The sequence below is a fragment of the Chryseobacterium sp. WG14 genome (genome assembly GCF_024586945.1).
Classification (GTDB): domain Bacteria; phylum Bacteroidota; class Bacteroidia; order Flavobacteriales; family Weeksellaceae; genus Chryseobacterium.
Genome location: NZ_JALCZD010000002.1, coordinates 288565 through 304118, shown reverse-complemented (window position 1 = coordinate 304118; position 15554 = coordinate 288565). Strand labels below are relative to the sequence as shown.

The window sequence follows — 15554 nt, the reverse complement described above, 5'->3', positions numbered from 1 at the left end:
TTAGAAATGACTAACAAATTTAATTAAATAAATATAAATGAGGAAATCATAAGGGCAAAAAAATCCCGGAAATAATTTCCGGGATTTTTTTTGTATTGGATCTAAAGAGATTATTTTGCAAATCTTACAGACATTTTTCTGTCAGCAGCTCTTTCAGCATCAGAAGCTTTAGCATCTACTGTAGCGAATTTACTTCCGTAACCCTCCGCTCCAAGTACCTGCGCTCCAACGCCTGCTTTTGCCAAAGCAGCTTTGATATAGTCAGCTCTTGCCTGAGATAATTTTACATTAGAAGCTTCGTTTCCTATTTTATCAGTATAACCCCCTATTTTAACTTTAGCATCCGGGAAAGCTTTTAAAATAGCAACCAGGTTATCCAATTGTCCTTGTGAACCTGCTTCTAAGCTTGTAGAACTTCCCATTTTAAAATTAACATGGTCAAAGTCATACCACTTATCTTTCAATGCAGCATCATCAGCTGCGTTTTTATAACCGCCAGACTTCAGGAATGAAATCATTTGATCTTCAAGACCTCCTTTGTAACCTTTTAACATTACTCCGTTCAGGTCAATGTTTTCATCTGTTTTCACAGTAGCTGGAGCAGGCGTCGCTGTTCCTGTTGTAGCTGCTGTATCTACAGTAGTACCGGCTGCTGTTGAGTCAGATGTAGCGGTAGTCGTTGTAGTCGTCTGTTTTTTCTCGCACTGCCTCCATAAGAAATATCCGGCAGCAATCAGCAATAAAAGCGGAAGCAACCATTTCCAGATTGAACCACCGCCTTCATTGTTATTGTTGTTATTGTTAAATTGTTCTCTTACCTCTCTTGCTCCTTCAGTGACATTTTCTCTGGCTGTAGCAACACCTTCAGCGATGTTGTCCTTCGCAGTAGAAGTTACTGAGGAAACCGTTTCCTTAGCCTGGCCAAACCAATTTTCGGCTCCTAAACCAAAAGAAGCTAAAGAAAGGCCTGCTGGCAGTAAAGAAGAGACAATACCTTTCTGATCATTCAATAAACTGGAAATCCCTGAAGCTCCAAGGTTATTATCTGCTGCATACTTTCCTACAGTACCTACAGTAGCTCCTGTTACCAGATTTAATAAAGAACCTGCAGTGTTATTGCTGACTCCTGAAAAACTGGCAATGGAATTTACGAGTCCACCCACCTTATCCCCAAAAAGAGAAGATAATAAGCTGGTAATAATAGAATTATTGGATGATCCACCCAATAAATTCCCTAATATGCCGCTTGAAGAGGCTTTCGTTATTGCATCCAATACACCAGGATTGTCTGCATTATTGGCTAATCCGCCTACTACGGCTGGCAATAAACCACCAATTGCTTTAGAAATACCGGATTCACTTTCTCCAAACTGCGATGCAGCCTGCGAAACCAAAGCGGGACCTAATTGTCCTTTAATTAAATCAATGACGTTTAAAGACATAATAATAAATTTTTTTGGATTAATGTTGTGATAAATTTAAACAAAAATCCGTCCAAAAGTCACTTTTTTTTGAATATTTCTTTAGAAACTGATGATTTTTTTTGAAATTATTAAAATTTTTAATAAGCTTTTGCGAATAATACACGTCTCTTAGAAGGTTTTCCTGAGATCATTGAAATACCTTCTTCCACATCATTATCCAAAGGAATACATCTGATAGTAGCCTTAGTTTCGTCCTTGATCTGCTCTTCTTCTTCAGCAGTACCATCCCAATGTGCATAAATGAAACCTCCTTTTTCTTCTAAAACTTTTTTAAACTCTTCATAAGTATCTACTGTACTGATATTATCTCTTCTGAAGTTTAAAGCTTTCGTATAGAGATCTTCTTGAATGGTTTTCAATAATTCTTCGATATAAGAATCTAAACCTTCAAGAGAATGTGACTGTTTGGTAAGGTTGTCTCTTCTTGCGATTTCTACAGACTTGTTTTCAAGATCTTTTGGTCCTATTGCTATTCTTACAGGAACTCCTTTCAATTCATATTCTGCAAATTTCCATCCCGGTTTATTCTGAGTGTCATTGTCAAATTTCACAGAAATACCTTTGGCTTTTAGTTTAGCCTGGATATCTAAAGCAACCTCACTAATCTGGCTCAGCTGTTCCTCTCCTTTGAAAATAGGTACAATAACCACCTGGATAGGGGCTAAAGTTGGAGGCAATACCAATCCGAAATCGTCAGAGTGAGTCATAATCAAAGCTCCCATTAAACGGGTTGAAGTTCCCCATGAAGTAGCCCATGCATGTTCTATTTTTCCTTCTTTGTTGGTGAATTTTACATCAAATGCTTTTGCAAAATTCTGACCCAGAAAGTGAGAAGTTCCTGCCTGAAGAGCTTTTCCATCCTGCATTAATGCTTCAATACAGTAGGTTTCATCGGCCCCTGCAAATCTTTCAGATGGTGTTTTTAAGCCTTTGATAACTGGCATAGCCATGAATTTCTCTGCAAAATCTGCATACACATCGTTCATTTTTTCGGCTTCTTCTACAGCTTCATCTTTTGTGGCATGAGCAGTATGCCCTTCCTGCCATAAAAATTCTGCAGTTCTAAGGAATAAACGGGTTCTCATTTCCCAACGTACAACATTAGCCCATTGGTTGATCAGTATTGGTAAATCTCTATAAGATTGAATCCAGTTTTTATAGGTATTCCAGATAATCGCTTCAGAAGTAGGACGTACAATAAGCTCTTCTTCAAGCTTAGCATCAGGATCTACAATCAGTTTGTGTGGATTATTTGGATCTGTTTTTAATCTGTAATGGGTAACTACGGCGCATTCTTTTGCAAAGCCTTCCGCATTCTTTTCCTCTGCCTCAAACAAGCTTTTGGGTACAAAAAGCGGGAAATATGCATTAACGTGACCTGTTTCTTTGAATCTTTTATCCATTTCATCACGCATTTTTTCCCAGATTGCATAGCCATATGGTTTGATCACCATACATCCACGCACTCCTGAATTTTCAGCTAAATCAGCTTTTACAACCAACTCATTATACCATTTGCTGTAATCTTCGCTTCTTGAGGTTAATTTTGCCATTATTTTTTAAAATTTTTTTAACTTTTGTACATTATTGTTATCTAAAAATAAAAATCTATTTTTGATAGATTTATTTACCGGTCTTTTGGTACATTTTTGGTACAGATTGCAAATATAATTTAATTTAAAAATTTTTACGTTATCATGAAAAGAAATATACATAAAAATTTGCTTGGCCTGCTTAAATCTAAAGGGATTTTAGCTGTTTCAGGCGGATTATTGCTTATGTCTTGTGGTGCTCAGATGGGAGGGTATAGCGAGACAGACGGGGTTTATTATGACCCCAACAAGGATACGCTGCCGGAAGGAGTGATCATTAATGGTAGCGGAAACAGAGTAGGCGAATATTATGACTACTATCAGGATTCTAATGTGATCCAAAATGCACAGGAGAATTCAAGAGACCAACAGAATAAATATAACGAATGGAGCGGTACGAATCCAGAATGGAATACCAATGCTACAGATTCCGATTGGGGAATGTATGCAGGTTCTCAAACCAACTATTATGACAACTCGTGGGGATATGGATCTCCTTGGGGCTGGTACGGTGGCTATAGCCCATATTGGGGCTGGAACCGTGGCTGGGGCTGGGGAGGCTCTATAGGCTGGGGAAGTCCTTACTGGGGCGGATATTATGATCCATTCTGGGGCGGATACTATGGTAACCCATATTGGGGCTATGGAGGAGGCTACTGGGGTGGTGGTTACTACAACAGACCATACAGAAGAAGTGGTGCTGACGGCAGAGGATTTGTTGGTAATCCGGGTATAACAAATAATGTGTACAGACCAAGTACAGGAGGATTCAGAAACGGAAGTAGCAATGGATTCAGAGATTCCAATACAAACGGTGGTTTCAGACAGGGAAATACCGGAGGTTTCAGAGGCTCTAATACCAATGGAGGCTTCCGACAAGGAAATACCGGAGGCTTCCGAGGTTCTAATACGAATGGGGGATTCCGACAAGGAAATTCCGGAGGATTCCGTAATTCTTCGCCACAACCAAGACCTGAATACAATCAGCCTAGATATAATAACAGCGGAGGTTTCAGATCTAATGACTCCGGAGGCTTCAGATCAAGTGGAGGCTTCAATTCCGGAGGCGGTGGCTTCAGAGGTGGATCTGGCGGCGGAGGCGGCATGAGATCCGGAGGCAGCGGAGGCTTCAGATAATTTTCAAATTAAAAATAAACTATTAATAAATAATGTTAAAAAAATCTTTAGTATTAATGAGTGTTTCTGCAGCTTTCTTTGCGCAGGCACAGGATGTTTCCGTGATAAGGAATACTGTAGATGTTTATTCCAGCTCTCCTATGGTGGGATCGGCTAAGTTTAATGCGATGGCAGGTGCCAATGGAGCATTAGGAGGAGACGCGAACTCGTTGCTTACCAACCCGGCAGGGTTGGGAGTCGCTATTTCCGGAGAAATTTCAGGAACGTTATCTGTGGCCGGTAATAAAAACAGCAGCACTTGGGCAGGTTCTACCTTAGATTATAACAAAACAAAGACGGACCTCGGAAACGTGGGAGGTGTTATTGCATTTCCGTTGATGACTGAAACAGGATGGAAGTTTATCAATATAGGGATTAATTATTCTAATCAGTCTCTTGATAATTACGTAGAATCGGCTGGGAATAATAAAATGATTTATGACTTTGATACTGATAAAAGTTCATCATTTGCAGGACATGCTTACAACCGATATGGTAATTTATCAAAAATGAGCTTTGGTGTAGGGGCAAATTATAATCATAATTTCTATATTGGAGCAGGTCTTAACTTTTTGAGTACATCAATAGATCAGTATGATACAGCAGCTTTTCAATCGATTCAAAATAAGTCTCTAGAATATTTCAGTAAGCAAAACACTCCTTATTTTGAAAGATCCTCAGGATTTTCAGCTTCATTAGGGGTGATAGGAAAGCTAAGTCCTAATTTCAGAGTAGGAGCAGCCCTTGAAACACCTACTTTCTGGACTATTGACAGAGATTATAATTATTATAATGATGCCAATACAGGAGATGGAATGGGGTATGAGAACAGAAAACTTACCACACCGCTTAAGGCAACAGTAAGTGCTGCGTTTGTAGCTAATAAGAATTTCTCATTGAACGTAGACTATACATTAGGACTTACAAAACCTGATTATAAAGTATACGGATCAGCGGAAAGAGAGCTGAATGATTTCTTTAAGGATAACTACAAGAACTTATCAGAGCTTAGATTAGGTGCTGAATATAGAGTACAGCAATTTAGACTGAGAGGAGGTTATTCTTATGTTTCCAGCCCTATGGATGCTATTGCGATCAGCAGCTATAATGATGCCGGTATTGCGCAGGACAATCAGTCATACAGCAATCTTATGTTGAGTGACAGAAATCTTCTTTCATTTGGTATAGGATATGATTTCAAATCATTCTATATTGATGCTTCTTACCAGAATATAACATCAAAGTACAATAATCCTTTCTTGAGAGGAGTGCTTTCAGATCAGGTAGATTCTGCATATTACTCACCAACGAATATTGTAAGCAGCGATGCTTATGCTGTTTCCAGTGTGAAAAATACCAGAAATAATTTCTTCCTTACTTTGGGATGGAAATTCTAAGTTTCTGATCATATACATAAAAGCTCCGAAAATATTCGGAGCTTTTTTATTTTTAAAGTGTATATTTAATGGGGATGCTGGTGGAAAAGATGCATGAACAGCGCCAGTGAAACACCCAGGACTACCAGTCCTATTTTTACCCAGTCTATATTGTGGTTTTTATTGCTCTCAAAAATGATCACTGAGGAAATATGAAGGAAAATCCCTCCTACGATAGCCAGAAAATAAGGTTGCAGATTTGGGTTGAAATAATTCCCTAACAGCATTCCCATTGGTGAAGCCAGTGCAAAAAGTGCTACAATCAGTAAAGAAGGATAAGATGATTTACTTTTAGACTCTTCATGCCTGTTGAACAAAAATGCTCCCAGAATAAAAGATATCGGTAGATTGTGAAATACAATTCCCAGAAGATAAGGGGACAATTCATGTTCTTCATTGGCGAGAGGAATTCCCTCTATAAAAGCATGAATAAATAATCCTACCATTAAAGCAACAGGAAGGATATTGTGTTCGCTGTGGTGGTGAAAGTGTCCGTGCTCAAAACCTTTGGTTAATGCTTCCAGAACCATCTGCAGAAGAACTCCTGCAATCACAAATATTCCCAGGTTATTGCTTTCTGTGGAAGTATAAACCTGTGGAAAGACTTCATTCAGGCATATTGTAATCAAAAAACCGGCACTTAAGATCAAAAGATTTTTAGCCAGTTTTTCTTTTTTACCAAAGTGTTTTCCCAGAAATACGCCTGCAATTACACTTAAAATCAGTAAAAGTACTGTGGTCATTATTTTTTCTTAAATAAATTGATACAACGTGGGGAACTCTCTCTGTTAAATTCATTCAGCTGATAATCTCCCCAGATTTTTATTCTTTCAAAACCGCATTCAGAAGCATAGGCATTAATGGCTTCTAAGGTGTGGAGCTTTACTTTTTCAAAGAAATGAAAAGGTTTGCCGTCTGCTTCAAAACAGATATCTTTAATTACATGTCTTCCTTCAATTTTTTTCAGAATCTTAAAATCAATGTCCCCACGTGTAATTAACGTTTCAGGAACTATATTTTTTCTTACATATTCTTCATTAAGATAATCCAGCACAAAATAACCTCCCGGTTTTAAAGCATTATATACAGACTGAAAAACTTTTTTGTCGTCATTTTCATTATCAAAATATCCGAAACTTGTAAATAAATTGAAAACAGCGTCCATAGGATCTGCATCAATAGGATTTCTCATGTCGTGAACATCAAAAACCAGTGTCTGGTTTTCAAATGGCTTATCAGATTCAATACTCTGTCTGGACAGGTCGAGTCCTAAAACATCATATCCCAGTTTGTTTAGGAAAACAGAGTGTCTTCCCTTGCCGCAAGCAAGATCTATAATTTTTGAATTAGGCGGCAGCTGAAGGTCCGCAGTAAGCTTTGTGATGAAGTTTTCAGCTTCAGTATAGTCTCTGTTGCTATAAAGCAAATGATAATAAGGGGTATCAAACCAAGATTCAAACCATTCCATAATGCAAAAATAACTAAATTTTACTACATAATAGATAGTATTGTATTACAGTAAGTTATGGTTTTTGTATACCTTTGAATTTCAGTATTTTTACTATGTTTTTTACTACTTTTTTACTACAATTATCAGCAAATATAAAAAAATGAAATGAAAGGAGTCGTCTAATGATGATTTACTTGGGCCACGGTTGGGGTTTTATTTTTTAAGAGGAGATTCAAAGTTTTTGCTAATCCTAATTAGTAAAGATGTATTTATCATATTCATTTCATAATAAAGAATACCTTTTTTATATACTACATAATACATGTAGTCAGATAAATCATTAGCTTTTCTTAATAAGGAAACAATTGTTTCAAACTTTAAATTGGTTTTATATATGCCATCTTCGGGGCTGCTAATCATGGAATCAATTTTAACAAAACTAGAGTCAACGTTTAAAACTTTACATATATTATACCATGATTCTTTATTTTCAAACTGTTTTTTTGATAAAAAGACTATTTCATCTATTCCTGCAGAGTCATCTTTTTCATAGACAATCAAATTAAAAGTATTATAGTCGTAAACTCTCTTTTCTAAACCAAAGTTTGTTTCTCTATTTACACTTGATTTTCCAATCTTTAATTCAAAGTCAGTAAATGATGAATCTATTCCTAAAGATATTTTATTGAATTCGTCTAACGTTTGACTTTTAACTAAATTTGAATAAACTAAAAGTATTAAAATTAATATTCTCATATTACCAATCTTTACTTGATTCGTGTGGTTTGTTCATGAATGATTTAAGATCGGATATGTTAAGTTGTATATTTTCTACAATAAAACTTTTAATATCTTTCCATGCTTTATCGTTTGGTTCTCCCCAACTTGGTTGAGGTGCTTTTTCAGATGTTGTAATTACTCCATAATCTGTTTTTCTACATCCATAACCTCCAGATCCTTTATGGTTGAATGAATGAAATGAATATTTATATTTTCCATCTTTTAAAAAAATGCTTAAAGCTAATTTTATTGGACCTTCTACACAACCAGAACCAAAATAGTTTTTTTTATTTCTATAATCTATAACACCACTTACACTTATTTCTCCTTGATTTTTATCATCTATATCAATAGAACTTGTCTTTTTATTGAAATTCAGACCAATCCAGCTTCTTGCTCTGTTATATAGCTCTTGTTTTGTTATTGTAGAATCAACTGACACTACTTCTTCATACTTTAATTCTTGCGAGAATAAAAATAAGTTAAACATCATAACGATTAATGTAAAAGCTTTTGTCATGGAAAAATGTTTTCAACAAATATAGAAATATTATGAATTATACAATTTACGGAAACCCGTATTTATACGTATTGCACAATTAAAAAGATTATGTATTATGAAAAATAATTCATTGTAATTAGAAATATATTTTTATATTAGCATTTCATGATAATGTGACATAAAATTGCTTAAGTCGTTGATTTAATTGTTATTTTTACATTGAATTAAAAAATTTTTAATAAATGAAAAAATTAAAACTAATTATTTTAACAGCTGTAGTAAGTATAGTTGTTTTATCATGTTCCGGAGATAGAGATGAGAATGTAGTAAAGCCGGCAAAAACGAGTAACCAAAAAATTAAGTTAAACAATTCAGAGCTGCAAAGAGATGATCTTAGTACGGTATCCGCTATTCAGGATACGATAAGACCTCCACAACAAGCCGTATCTGAAGACCCAATAACAGAAGCACCAGATGGGGAAATTGTTCATCCAGGAGACGTTAAGCCACCTAAAGGAGGCAAGTAAAATAAAATACTCAACAATATCTGCACTAGGTACCTACCTAGTGCTTTATTGCTCATTAATTCCATTCTCGAATAATATACTAGAAGTATTTTATCCTGAAATCAAAACAACCTATATCCCTGCAGCAGAATCTCAAATGTCAACGGTTATTTGGTGTTTAGGAATGTGCCTCCAAACAAGTGTTATAATCGTATTGAAATTCATGAAACCATACATATTAGCGTATGCTTTTCCTATATTCACTTCACTTTATTCTGCTTCATTTTACATATTCTATCTTTTTGATATAAGACCTAATGAAGATTTTTGGTTCTTTTTCTATCTATTAGGAATAGTATTGATCATATTAACATTTATCCATTCAATTAATCTTTTTATTAAAGTACAAAAGTTACGTGAAGAAACATTGATTAAGACTTACAATGTTATGAGACAGATTAGTGATAACAAATCTATAAGTGAAAGATAGTATGGATGGTGATTATGCTAAAATCATGACTTTACTTCGAAAGAATGATTACTTCTATAATAGAAATTTTATAGAAAAAGAAGAATATATTTACAATAATTTGTTTCTTGCCTCCAAGTTGGAGACTCTATTGAGAGAAAATGAGAGATTTACAATACAAAAATTTTTATCAGATGATTTTAGTTTAGCAAAATTCAAATTAAGTATTGAGTCTATGAAAACTGTTATTAATTAACTGTTTTCTTCATTTGCTCAAGCTCGTTCTCTTTCGATTCGAACATATCCAGCTTTAAATTCATATGTGCCATAACTGTTTTAATGAAAACTCTATTTAGGTCTTCTGATTTTATCAAATACTCTAATTTGGCATTCAATAACTCCATTTGTTCACCGTGTGGCAAATCCTTAATATTTCTTTCATTATTTTCTACCCTCTCATGCACTAACTGATTTCGATTACTTATATAACTTATTATAGATATAAGAGTTCTTTCTAGTGGGCGCTTTGACTCGCCATTTATTATCTTTTGGATACCTACATCAGAAATACCTGTACCCTTAGAGATCTCATAAGCTGTTAATGAGTTCTTTTCTATTAGATTTAAGACTTCTGCTAATAATTCATCTCTTTTATCCATAATTAATATGTTTGAAAATCAACTAGTTATATAAAATATATAATATATTATATAAAAAGTTTGGTTAAAGATATAACTTGTTATATATTTGTCTCAACAAAACAACAACGCAAAGTTAAACTTTTTGTTGGATGTTAAAAAACAGTGATAAAACTAATTTTTAAATAAATAAAAAAACATATGGGAAATCTAGAAACAGGAAAGACGATTAGCGCTGAGGTGTCTTACTACTTAAAGGAGTTCACAACCGCGCAAGACATTGCGGATGTCAATGCAGAGACTGGAGTTAGCGTATCAACATTGAATTATGTAAAGAGAAGAGCGGGTAATATTTCAGAAGAAAATAAAAGAGGGATTATCAGTTTAGCGAAGCGAGCTTTTTTTAATGCTGAAGCTAAACGAAAAGAAGCATTAAAATGTAAAAAGGAATTAGGCTTAATTTTTCAATCATGAATTTAGATTACCAAATCGCTAAAGACTACTTATTGAAACTTCCAATACAAGAAAGAGAAAGTTTATGTAAGATAACGTTACAGGGTTTGAAAGAAAGAAAGAAGACAAAAAAAGAAGTGGAACAAGAATACGCATCGTTTCTAAGCAAGTCAAAATCATTTCAAGATTTTAAACAAAAATATGGAATACAAAAATGAGCCACCTCGGCAAAGGTGACTCGGTCAAATCGAAGTAACTCCGTTAAAAATTACAACATGGCAAATTTAACAAAAAAAAGAATTCTAGGAAAGGAAATTAAAAAGTCTGAGTTCTACAGACGCAATGTCGCGAGAACTTATAGAGAGATGATTTTTGGTTGGGTGAATTTGGAAGGTGGAGAAAAAATCATGGTAGAGTATGGGAAGTATTACATAATTAATAAGGAAGGAGAGAGGTCCGGAATTATTTTGCATACTAATCCGGGACATCAGATCATTAAGAGATTAATTGCGAGATGGTTTTCGACTTATCGCAAGGGAATGAAAGGCGGACAAATGCATCATGCTGAATATTGGAAGAGTAGAGTACTGGATGGGATTCACAATATTAATTTGTTCAGAACCTCATCAATAAGATTCTCAGAGAATAGGTCTAACTTTTTAAAACTTGCATCATGAGAATTATATTCCTTATTAAATGCTGGTTTCTTCAGCAATGTGTTTACGCAATAGAATATTTACTTAAAAAACAATAACCATGAACTTAACAGACTACCTACAACTCCCAATCAGTGAAAGAAAACAAATTTCTTCTGAACCGGTAGGGATTAAAGATACAATTGAAATTGAAAGGCTTAAAACAGCTATTAAATATTCAAATCCATTGGCTGTCTTATTCAGTAAAGTTTTAATAGCAGAATACTGGGCCCTTAAAAAATATGCAGCATGACAGTATCAGTTACAATCATAGTAGAGAATCAAGGTGGTATCTGGTATGTAAACCACAAGCGCCTTGGGCATGACAAGCTTTCAGAAATGGAATCTACGGCACTAAACGAATTTATCAAAGAATATAAACAATCAAAATAACATTAAATGGAAACATTAAAAATTCAAATCCCCGAAGGCTTTCAAGTGGAAAGCTTTGACAAATTAACAGGAGAAGTAAAGCTGTCTCCAAAGCCTAAAAACATTTTAGAAGTAATTAAAACCTTTTCGGATGTGTTGGATTATTTAGGTATTGATGAAGATGAATTTAATGAAAACAATGATGAGTTAACGCAAGACGAAATTGCTTATCGCCAAATTAAGCTAATTGTAAAAGCTTTAAATGAGGGATGGGTTCCGGACTGGCAGAATTCAAATCAAACCAAATACTTTCCATGGTTCAAAATGGGTTCTTCTTCGGGTTCGGGGTTTTCGTATGACGACTACGATGGCTGGGATACGGATTCGGCTGTCGGCTCCCGCCTTTGCTTTAAATCACGAGAATTAGCAGAATATGCCGGAAAACAATTCACTGAAATTTATAAAAAATACATGACCATTTAAAATACATTAACATGAAAATTACAGAAAAAGTAAAAAGCTTTGAAGACGCTTGTCAAATATTGGGGATTGAGCCAAATATACCACAGGTAGAAATGTTACCTGAAAACCATAAAAAAGCAATTATTGCTCATTATAAGCTTATAATTATTGCTGAGGCTTTAAATGAGGGATGGGTTCCGGACTGGCAGAATTCAAATCAAACCAAATACTTTCCATGGTTCAAAATGGGTTCTTCTTCGGGTTCGGGGTTTTCGTTTTACGGCTACGATGACTGGAATTCGGGTTCGGCTGTCGGCTCCCGCCTTTGCTTTAAATCACGAGAATTAGCAGAATATGCCGGAAAACAATTCACTGAAATTTATAAAAAATACATGACCATTTAAAATACATTAACATGAAAATTACAGAAAAAGTAAAAAGCTTTGAAGACGCTTGTCAAATATTGGGGATTGAGCCAAATATACCACAGGTAGAAATGTTACCTGAAAACCATAAAAAAGCAATTATTGCTCATTATAAGCTTATAATTATTGCTGAGGCTTTAAATGAGGGATGGGTTCCGGACTGGCAGAATTCAAATCAAACCAAATACTTTCCATGGTTCAAAATGGGTTCTTCTTCGGGTTCGGGGTTTTCGTTTTACGGCTACGATGACTGGAATTCGGGTTCGGCTGTCGGCTCCCGCCTTTGCTTTAAAAGTAGAGAGCTTGCAAGATACATTGGAGAAACATTCGTTGATCTGTACCGAGAATACTTTGTTTTAGATTAAAAATATGGGTTGTGTGATGCCATAGTTGTAGTTCTTCTTCAGGTTCAGAGTTTTCGTATAACGACTACGATAACTGGAATACGAAATTACTTGGTTAAAAATTAAATGAAAAATGAGAAAGAAAAAAGAATTTCATGGCGATACCAAAACAGATCTTTACCAAAGGTGGGCCTCAATGGTTAATAGATGTAAACCTGGTCGTTTCTCCAAAACTTACTTCGATAAAGGCATTAGGGTATGTGATGAATGGCAAATATATTCAAATTTCAAAATTTGGGCATTAAGTAATGGGTTTTCAAAAGAACTAGAATTAGATCGCATAGACAATAAAAAAGGATATTATCCAATTAATTGTCGATTTATAACAAAAATAGAAAATAACTCCAATAGATCAAATACTGTATTTATTAACTATAAAGGTGAAAACATTTCTTTAACTCTTTTTGTTATTAAAAATAAATTATCCCAAAGATATTATAATACAGTTAGAAGAAGGATAAAAAATGGGTGGGATCACGACTTAGCTATTGATACCCCAATTAGAATTGGAAATTATGGGAACAAGGGGTCTGTTAAGGTAGTGGATAAAAATACGGGATTTACATTCAGCAGTGTTAAAGAAGCTGCAGAGTATGTTAATATTAAGCCCAACTCTTTATCAATGATGCTGAATGGACACAAAAAAAATAAAACAAGCTTAATTAAATCAAATCAATAATCATGAGAGAAATAAAATTCAGGTTTTGGGATGTAAAAGATTTTCTTTTTATCCCGTGGCAAAGTATTAATTCAGAGCATTTGCATGATTACCTAAGTAAAGATGAAAACATTGTTAAGGCACAGCAATACATTTGTGAAAAGGATAAACATGGAGTTGAAATTTACAATGGTGACATTTTGAAATTTCATATTGGAAGCAGGAATTTAAGAAAGGTAATATTTCAATATGGATCATTTGGTGTAGTTGGAATACAAGATGATAGAGAAAAAACATTTACAGAATTCATTCCATTTGCAATTATGAATCAAAGCCTTATTGACCGAGATATTTATGATGATATATTTTCTCTTATTGAAGTGGTCGGAAATATTTATGAAAACCCCGAATTATTAAACTAACTAAAGCAAATATGATATATGGAACCAATAGACTACAGCCGAGGACGGAATAATTCAAATTCCAAATTGGCATTCACAGAAGTGAAAGAGAAAATTCCCAAAATGTGGGAGAATGTTTTAAATGAAGTGGATGGGATTAAATCGACACTGGAAATCGCAAATATATTACGTGTTCCAATACACACAATATCTGGCCGTTTTTCAGAGCTAAAAGCTAAACAGAAAATTTATCAAACCTCATCGAATAAGATCGGCAGTAAACATTATGCGGTCTATTCAAAAACAATTAATTAATCATGGAAAAACAATCTAAAACACATTTCAGAAAGGTTTACAAATCTGATCACCTTGGGGTTGCAGATCTGGAAGATTATCTGGAAGATGGTAAAAGGCTTGTTTTCAAAATACGAGAAGTTAAACAGGAGTTAGGAGCTACGGTAGCAGGGAAGAAGGGTAATTTCAATATAGCATATTTTGAAGAGAACATCAAGCCTCTAGTATTAAATGCAACTAATGCAGCAGTTTTGAAAGGATTCTCTGGATCATCTTTCGTTGAAGACTGGAAGGGACTATTAATAGAGTTATTTATTGACTCTACGGTAAAAATGAAAGGTGATGTAGTAGGAGGTGTTAGAATCGTAAAGAAGCAACCAATCATTGATACTGATCTAACAAATGAGATTAATTCATGTAAAGATGTTTCCGCTCTTCAATCTTTGTTTACAAAGATGTCAAGAGAGCAACAGCAGAAGTATAAAGTATTAGTAACTGAACGTAAAAAAGAATTAGAAAATGTTAAGAGTGCGTGATTTTTCAAATTATAAGTTCCGGCCTCATGCTCTTGGTAAATTAATGAAAGGACTACCTAAACCTTTGACTGAATCTCAAAAAGAAACTTTATCCGGATTACTTGAAAAACAAAAAAACGGAACCATTACAGAGAAACAGACAATCACATTAGGTGATTTACTGAAAAAGAAGAGTTCGAAACCAATTTTATCTGAAGGAGCTAAATCATACTTAAAGTCAATATTCAAACAAGAGGTATTCGGCCGAAAAAAAGAGATTCAGAATAAATATCTATCAAAAGGCATTGCTGTTGAAGATGAAAATATCAATCAATACAATGAAGTTAATGGAACTTTTCTTATTAAAAATGAAGTCAGATATGAGAACGAGTTCTTTTCGGGAGAAATGGATGTTGAAGAAGATGATGAGGTAATAGAGTTCAAAAGTTCATGGGATTATGAAACGTTTCCAATCCTGGAAGAAGATATACCTAATGAAGATTACTATTGGCAGGGTCAAGGGTATATGGATTTAAGACCTAAAGTAAAAAAAGTGAAGTTAGTGTATGGATTAGTGGATACTCCTATTGACTTAATATTAGATGAGAAAAGGAGAATGGGTTGGAAATTAGGTTACATAGATGGACTTCCTGAAGATTTAGACGAAGAAATTACCAATAATATGACCTATACAGATATTCCAAAGGAGGCAAGGATTAAGGAATTTATAATATATCGTGATGAAAAGTCGATAGAACAAGCAAAACAAATGGCCATCATGGCTAGAGAATATCTAAACTCACTTAACACATATTTAGCAAAACACTTACAATTAATTTAAA

At 34.6% G+C, this 15554-nt stretch carries 22 protein-coding genes; 15 read left to right on the top strand and 7 right to left on the bottom strand.

What is annotated here, in order from left to right; all coding sequences use genetic code 11:
- Window positions 1-110: 110 nt before the first annotated feature.
- On the bottom strand, window positions 111-1442 hold the full coding sequence (locus MP478_RS04615) for an OmpA family protein (RefSeq protein WP_257199759.1): 1332 nt from the start codon (window positions 1440-1442) through the stop codon (window positions 111-113).
- A 119-nt stretch (window positions 1443-1561) separates the two neighbouring features.
- The gene (gene proS / locus MP478_RS04610) at window positions 1562-3037 is read right to left on the bottom strand and encodes a proline--tRNA ligase (RefSeq protein WP_257199758.1); all 1476 of its coding nucleotides are present in this window, start codon (window positions 3035-3037) and stop codon (window positions 1562-1564) included.
- Window positions 3038-3181: 144 nt separating this feature from the next.
- Here proS and MP478_RS04605 point away from each other — a divergent pair, with 144 nt between their 5' ends.
- Both MP478_RS04605 and MP478_RS04600 read left to right on the top strand, forming a co-directional pair.
- Complete coding sequence (locus tag MP478_RS04605; protein WP_257199757.1) at window positions 3182-4213, top strand: prolyl-tRNA synthetase; 1032 nt, start codon at window positions 3182-3184, stop codon at window positions 4211-4213.
- Between the two features lie 56 nt (window positions 4214-4269).
- Window positions 4270-5649: an OmpP1/FadL family transporter gene (locus MP478_RS04600; RefSeq protein ID WP_257190509.1), complete on the top strand. Its 1380-nt coding sequence runs from the start codon at window positions 4270-4272 to the stop codon at window positions 5647-5649.
- A 65-nt stretch (window positions 5650-5714) separates the two neighbouring features.
- Here MP478_RS04600 and MP478_RS04595 read toward each other — a convergent pair whose 3' ends face one another.
- The 4 genes from MP478_RS04595 to MP478_RS04580 form a co-directional block, all read right to left on the bottom strand.
- Window positions 5715-6431: a ZIP family metal transporter gene (locus tag MP478_RS04595; RefSeq protein WP_230034247.1), complete on the bottom strand. Its 717-nt coding sequence runs from the start codon at window positions 6429-6431 to the stop codon at window positions 5715-5717.
- Entirely contained in the window at window positions 6431-7156 is a 726-nt protein-coding gene (locus tag MP478_RS04590) for a class I SAM-dependent methyltransferase (RefSeq protein WP_230034249.1), read from the bottom strand. Before MP478_RS04590 ends, MP478_RS04595 begins: the two co-directional genes overlap by 1 nt.
- A gap of 195 nt (window positions 7157-7351) precedes the next feature.
- Window positions 7352-7894 (bottom strand): hypothetical protein, encoded by a 543-nt coding sequence (locus tag MP478_RS04585; RefSeq protein ID WP_257199756.1) that lies wholly within the window; start codon window positions 7892-7894, stop codon window positions 7352-7354.
- A gap of 1 nt (window position 7895) precedes the next feature.
- Window positions 7896-8438 (bottom strand): DUF4468 domain-containing protein, encoded by a 543-nt coding sequence (locus MP478_RS04580; RefSeq protein WP_257199755.1) that lies wholly within the window; start codon window positions 8436-8438, stop codon window positions 7896-7898.
- A gap of 224 nt (window positions 8439-8662) precedes the next feature.
- Between MP478_RS04580 and MP478_RS04575 the strand changes: the two genes are divergently transcribed.
- Entirely contained in the window at window positions 8663-8947 is a 285-nt protein-coding gene (locus MP478_RS04575) for a hypothetical protein (protein ID WP_257199754.1), read from the top strand.
- Between the two features lie 696 nt (window positions 8948-9643).
- Here MP478_RS04575 and MP478_RS04570 read toward each other — a convergent pair.
- Window positions 9644-10054 (bottom strand): hypothetical protein, encoded by a 411-nt coding sequence (locus MP478_RS04570; protein ID WP_257199753.1) that lies wholly within the window; start codon window positions 10052-10054, stop codon window positions 9644-9646.
- Between the two features lie 180 nt (window positions 10055-10234).
- Here MP478_RS04570 and MP478_RS04565 point away from each other — a divergent pair, with 180 nt between their 5' ends.
- The 12 genes from MP478_RS04565 to MP478_RS04510 all read left to right on the top strand — a co-directional run bounded on the left by MP478_RS04565 (window position 10235) and on the right by MP478_RS04510 (window position 15553).
- Window positions 10235-10507: a hypothetical protein gene (locus MP478_RS04565; RefSeq protein WP_257199752.1), complete on the top strand. Its 273-nt coding sequence runs from the start codon at window positions 10235-10237 to the stop codon at window positions 10505-10507.
- Window positions 10504-10704 carry a hypothetical protein gene (locus MP478_RS04560; protein ID WP_257199751.1) on the top strand — a complete coding sequence of 67 codons (201 nt, stop codon included), beginning with the start codon at window positions 10504-10506 and terminating at the stop codon, window positions 10702-10704. The genes MP478_RS04565 and MP478_RS04560 overlap by 4 nt, the downstream gene beginning before the upstream one ends.
- A gap of 57 nt (window positions 10705-10761) precedes the next feature.
- On the top strand, window positions 10762-11163 hold the full coding sequence (locus MP478_RS04555) for a hypothetical protein (RefSeq protein ID WP_257199750.1): 402 nt from the start codon (window positions 10762-10764) through the stop codon (window positions 11161-11163).
- A gap of 79 nt (window positions 11164-11242) precedes the next feature.
- Window positions 11243-11434, top strand: coding sequence for a hypothetical protein (locus tag MP478_RS04550; protein WP_257199749.1), 192 nt, complete (start codon window positions 11243-11245; stop codon window positions 11432-11434).
- A 146-nt stretch (window positions 11435-11580) separates the two neighbouring features.
- Window positions 11581-12036 (top strand): hypothetical protein, encoded by a 456-nt coding sequence (locus MP478_RS04545; protein ID WP_257199748.1) that lies wholly within the window; start codon window positions 11581-11583, stop codon window positions 12034-12036.
- Between the two features lie 11 nt (window positions 12037-12047).
- Entirely contained in the window at window positions 12048-12419 is a 372-nt protein-coding gene (locus tag MP478_RS04540) for a hypothetical protein (protein ID WP_257199747.1), read from the top strand.
- 11 nt (window positions 12420-12430) lie between these two features.
- Entirely contained in the window at window positions 12431-12805 is a 375-nt protein-coding gene (locus MP478_RS04535) for a hypothetical protein (RefSeq protein WP_257199746.1), read from the top strand.
- A 112-nt stretch (window positions 12806-12917) separates the two neighbouring features.
- Entirely contained in the window at window positions 12918-13523 is a 606-nt protein-coding gene (locus MP478_RS04530; protein WP_257199745.1) for a hypothetical protein, read from the top strand.
- 2 nt (window positions 13524-13525) lie between these two features.
- Entirely contained in the window at window positions 13526-13924 is a 399-nt protein-coding gene (locus MP478_RS04525) for a YopX family protein (protein ID WP_257199744.1), read from the top strand.
- A gap of 18 nt (window positions 13925-13942) precedes the next feature.
- Complete coding sequence (locus MP478_RS04520) at window positions 13943-14218, top strand: hypothetical protein (protein WP_257199743.1); 276 nt, start codon at window positions 13943-13945, stop codon at window positions 14216-14218.
- Window positions 14219-14220: 2 nt separating this feature from the next.
- Entirely contained in the window at window positions 14221-14733 is a 513-nt protein-coding gene (locus MP478_RS04515; protein WP_257199742.1) for a hypothetical protein, read from the top strand.
- 43 nt (window positions 14734-14776) lie between these two features.
- A complete protein-coding gene (locus MP478_RS04510; RefSeq protein ID WP_257199741.1) occupies window positions 14777-15553 on the top strand; it encodes a hypothetical protein in 777 nt (258 codons plus the stop codon).
- The last annotated feature ends 1 nt before the right edge of the window (window position 15554 follow it).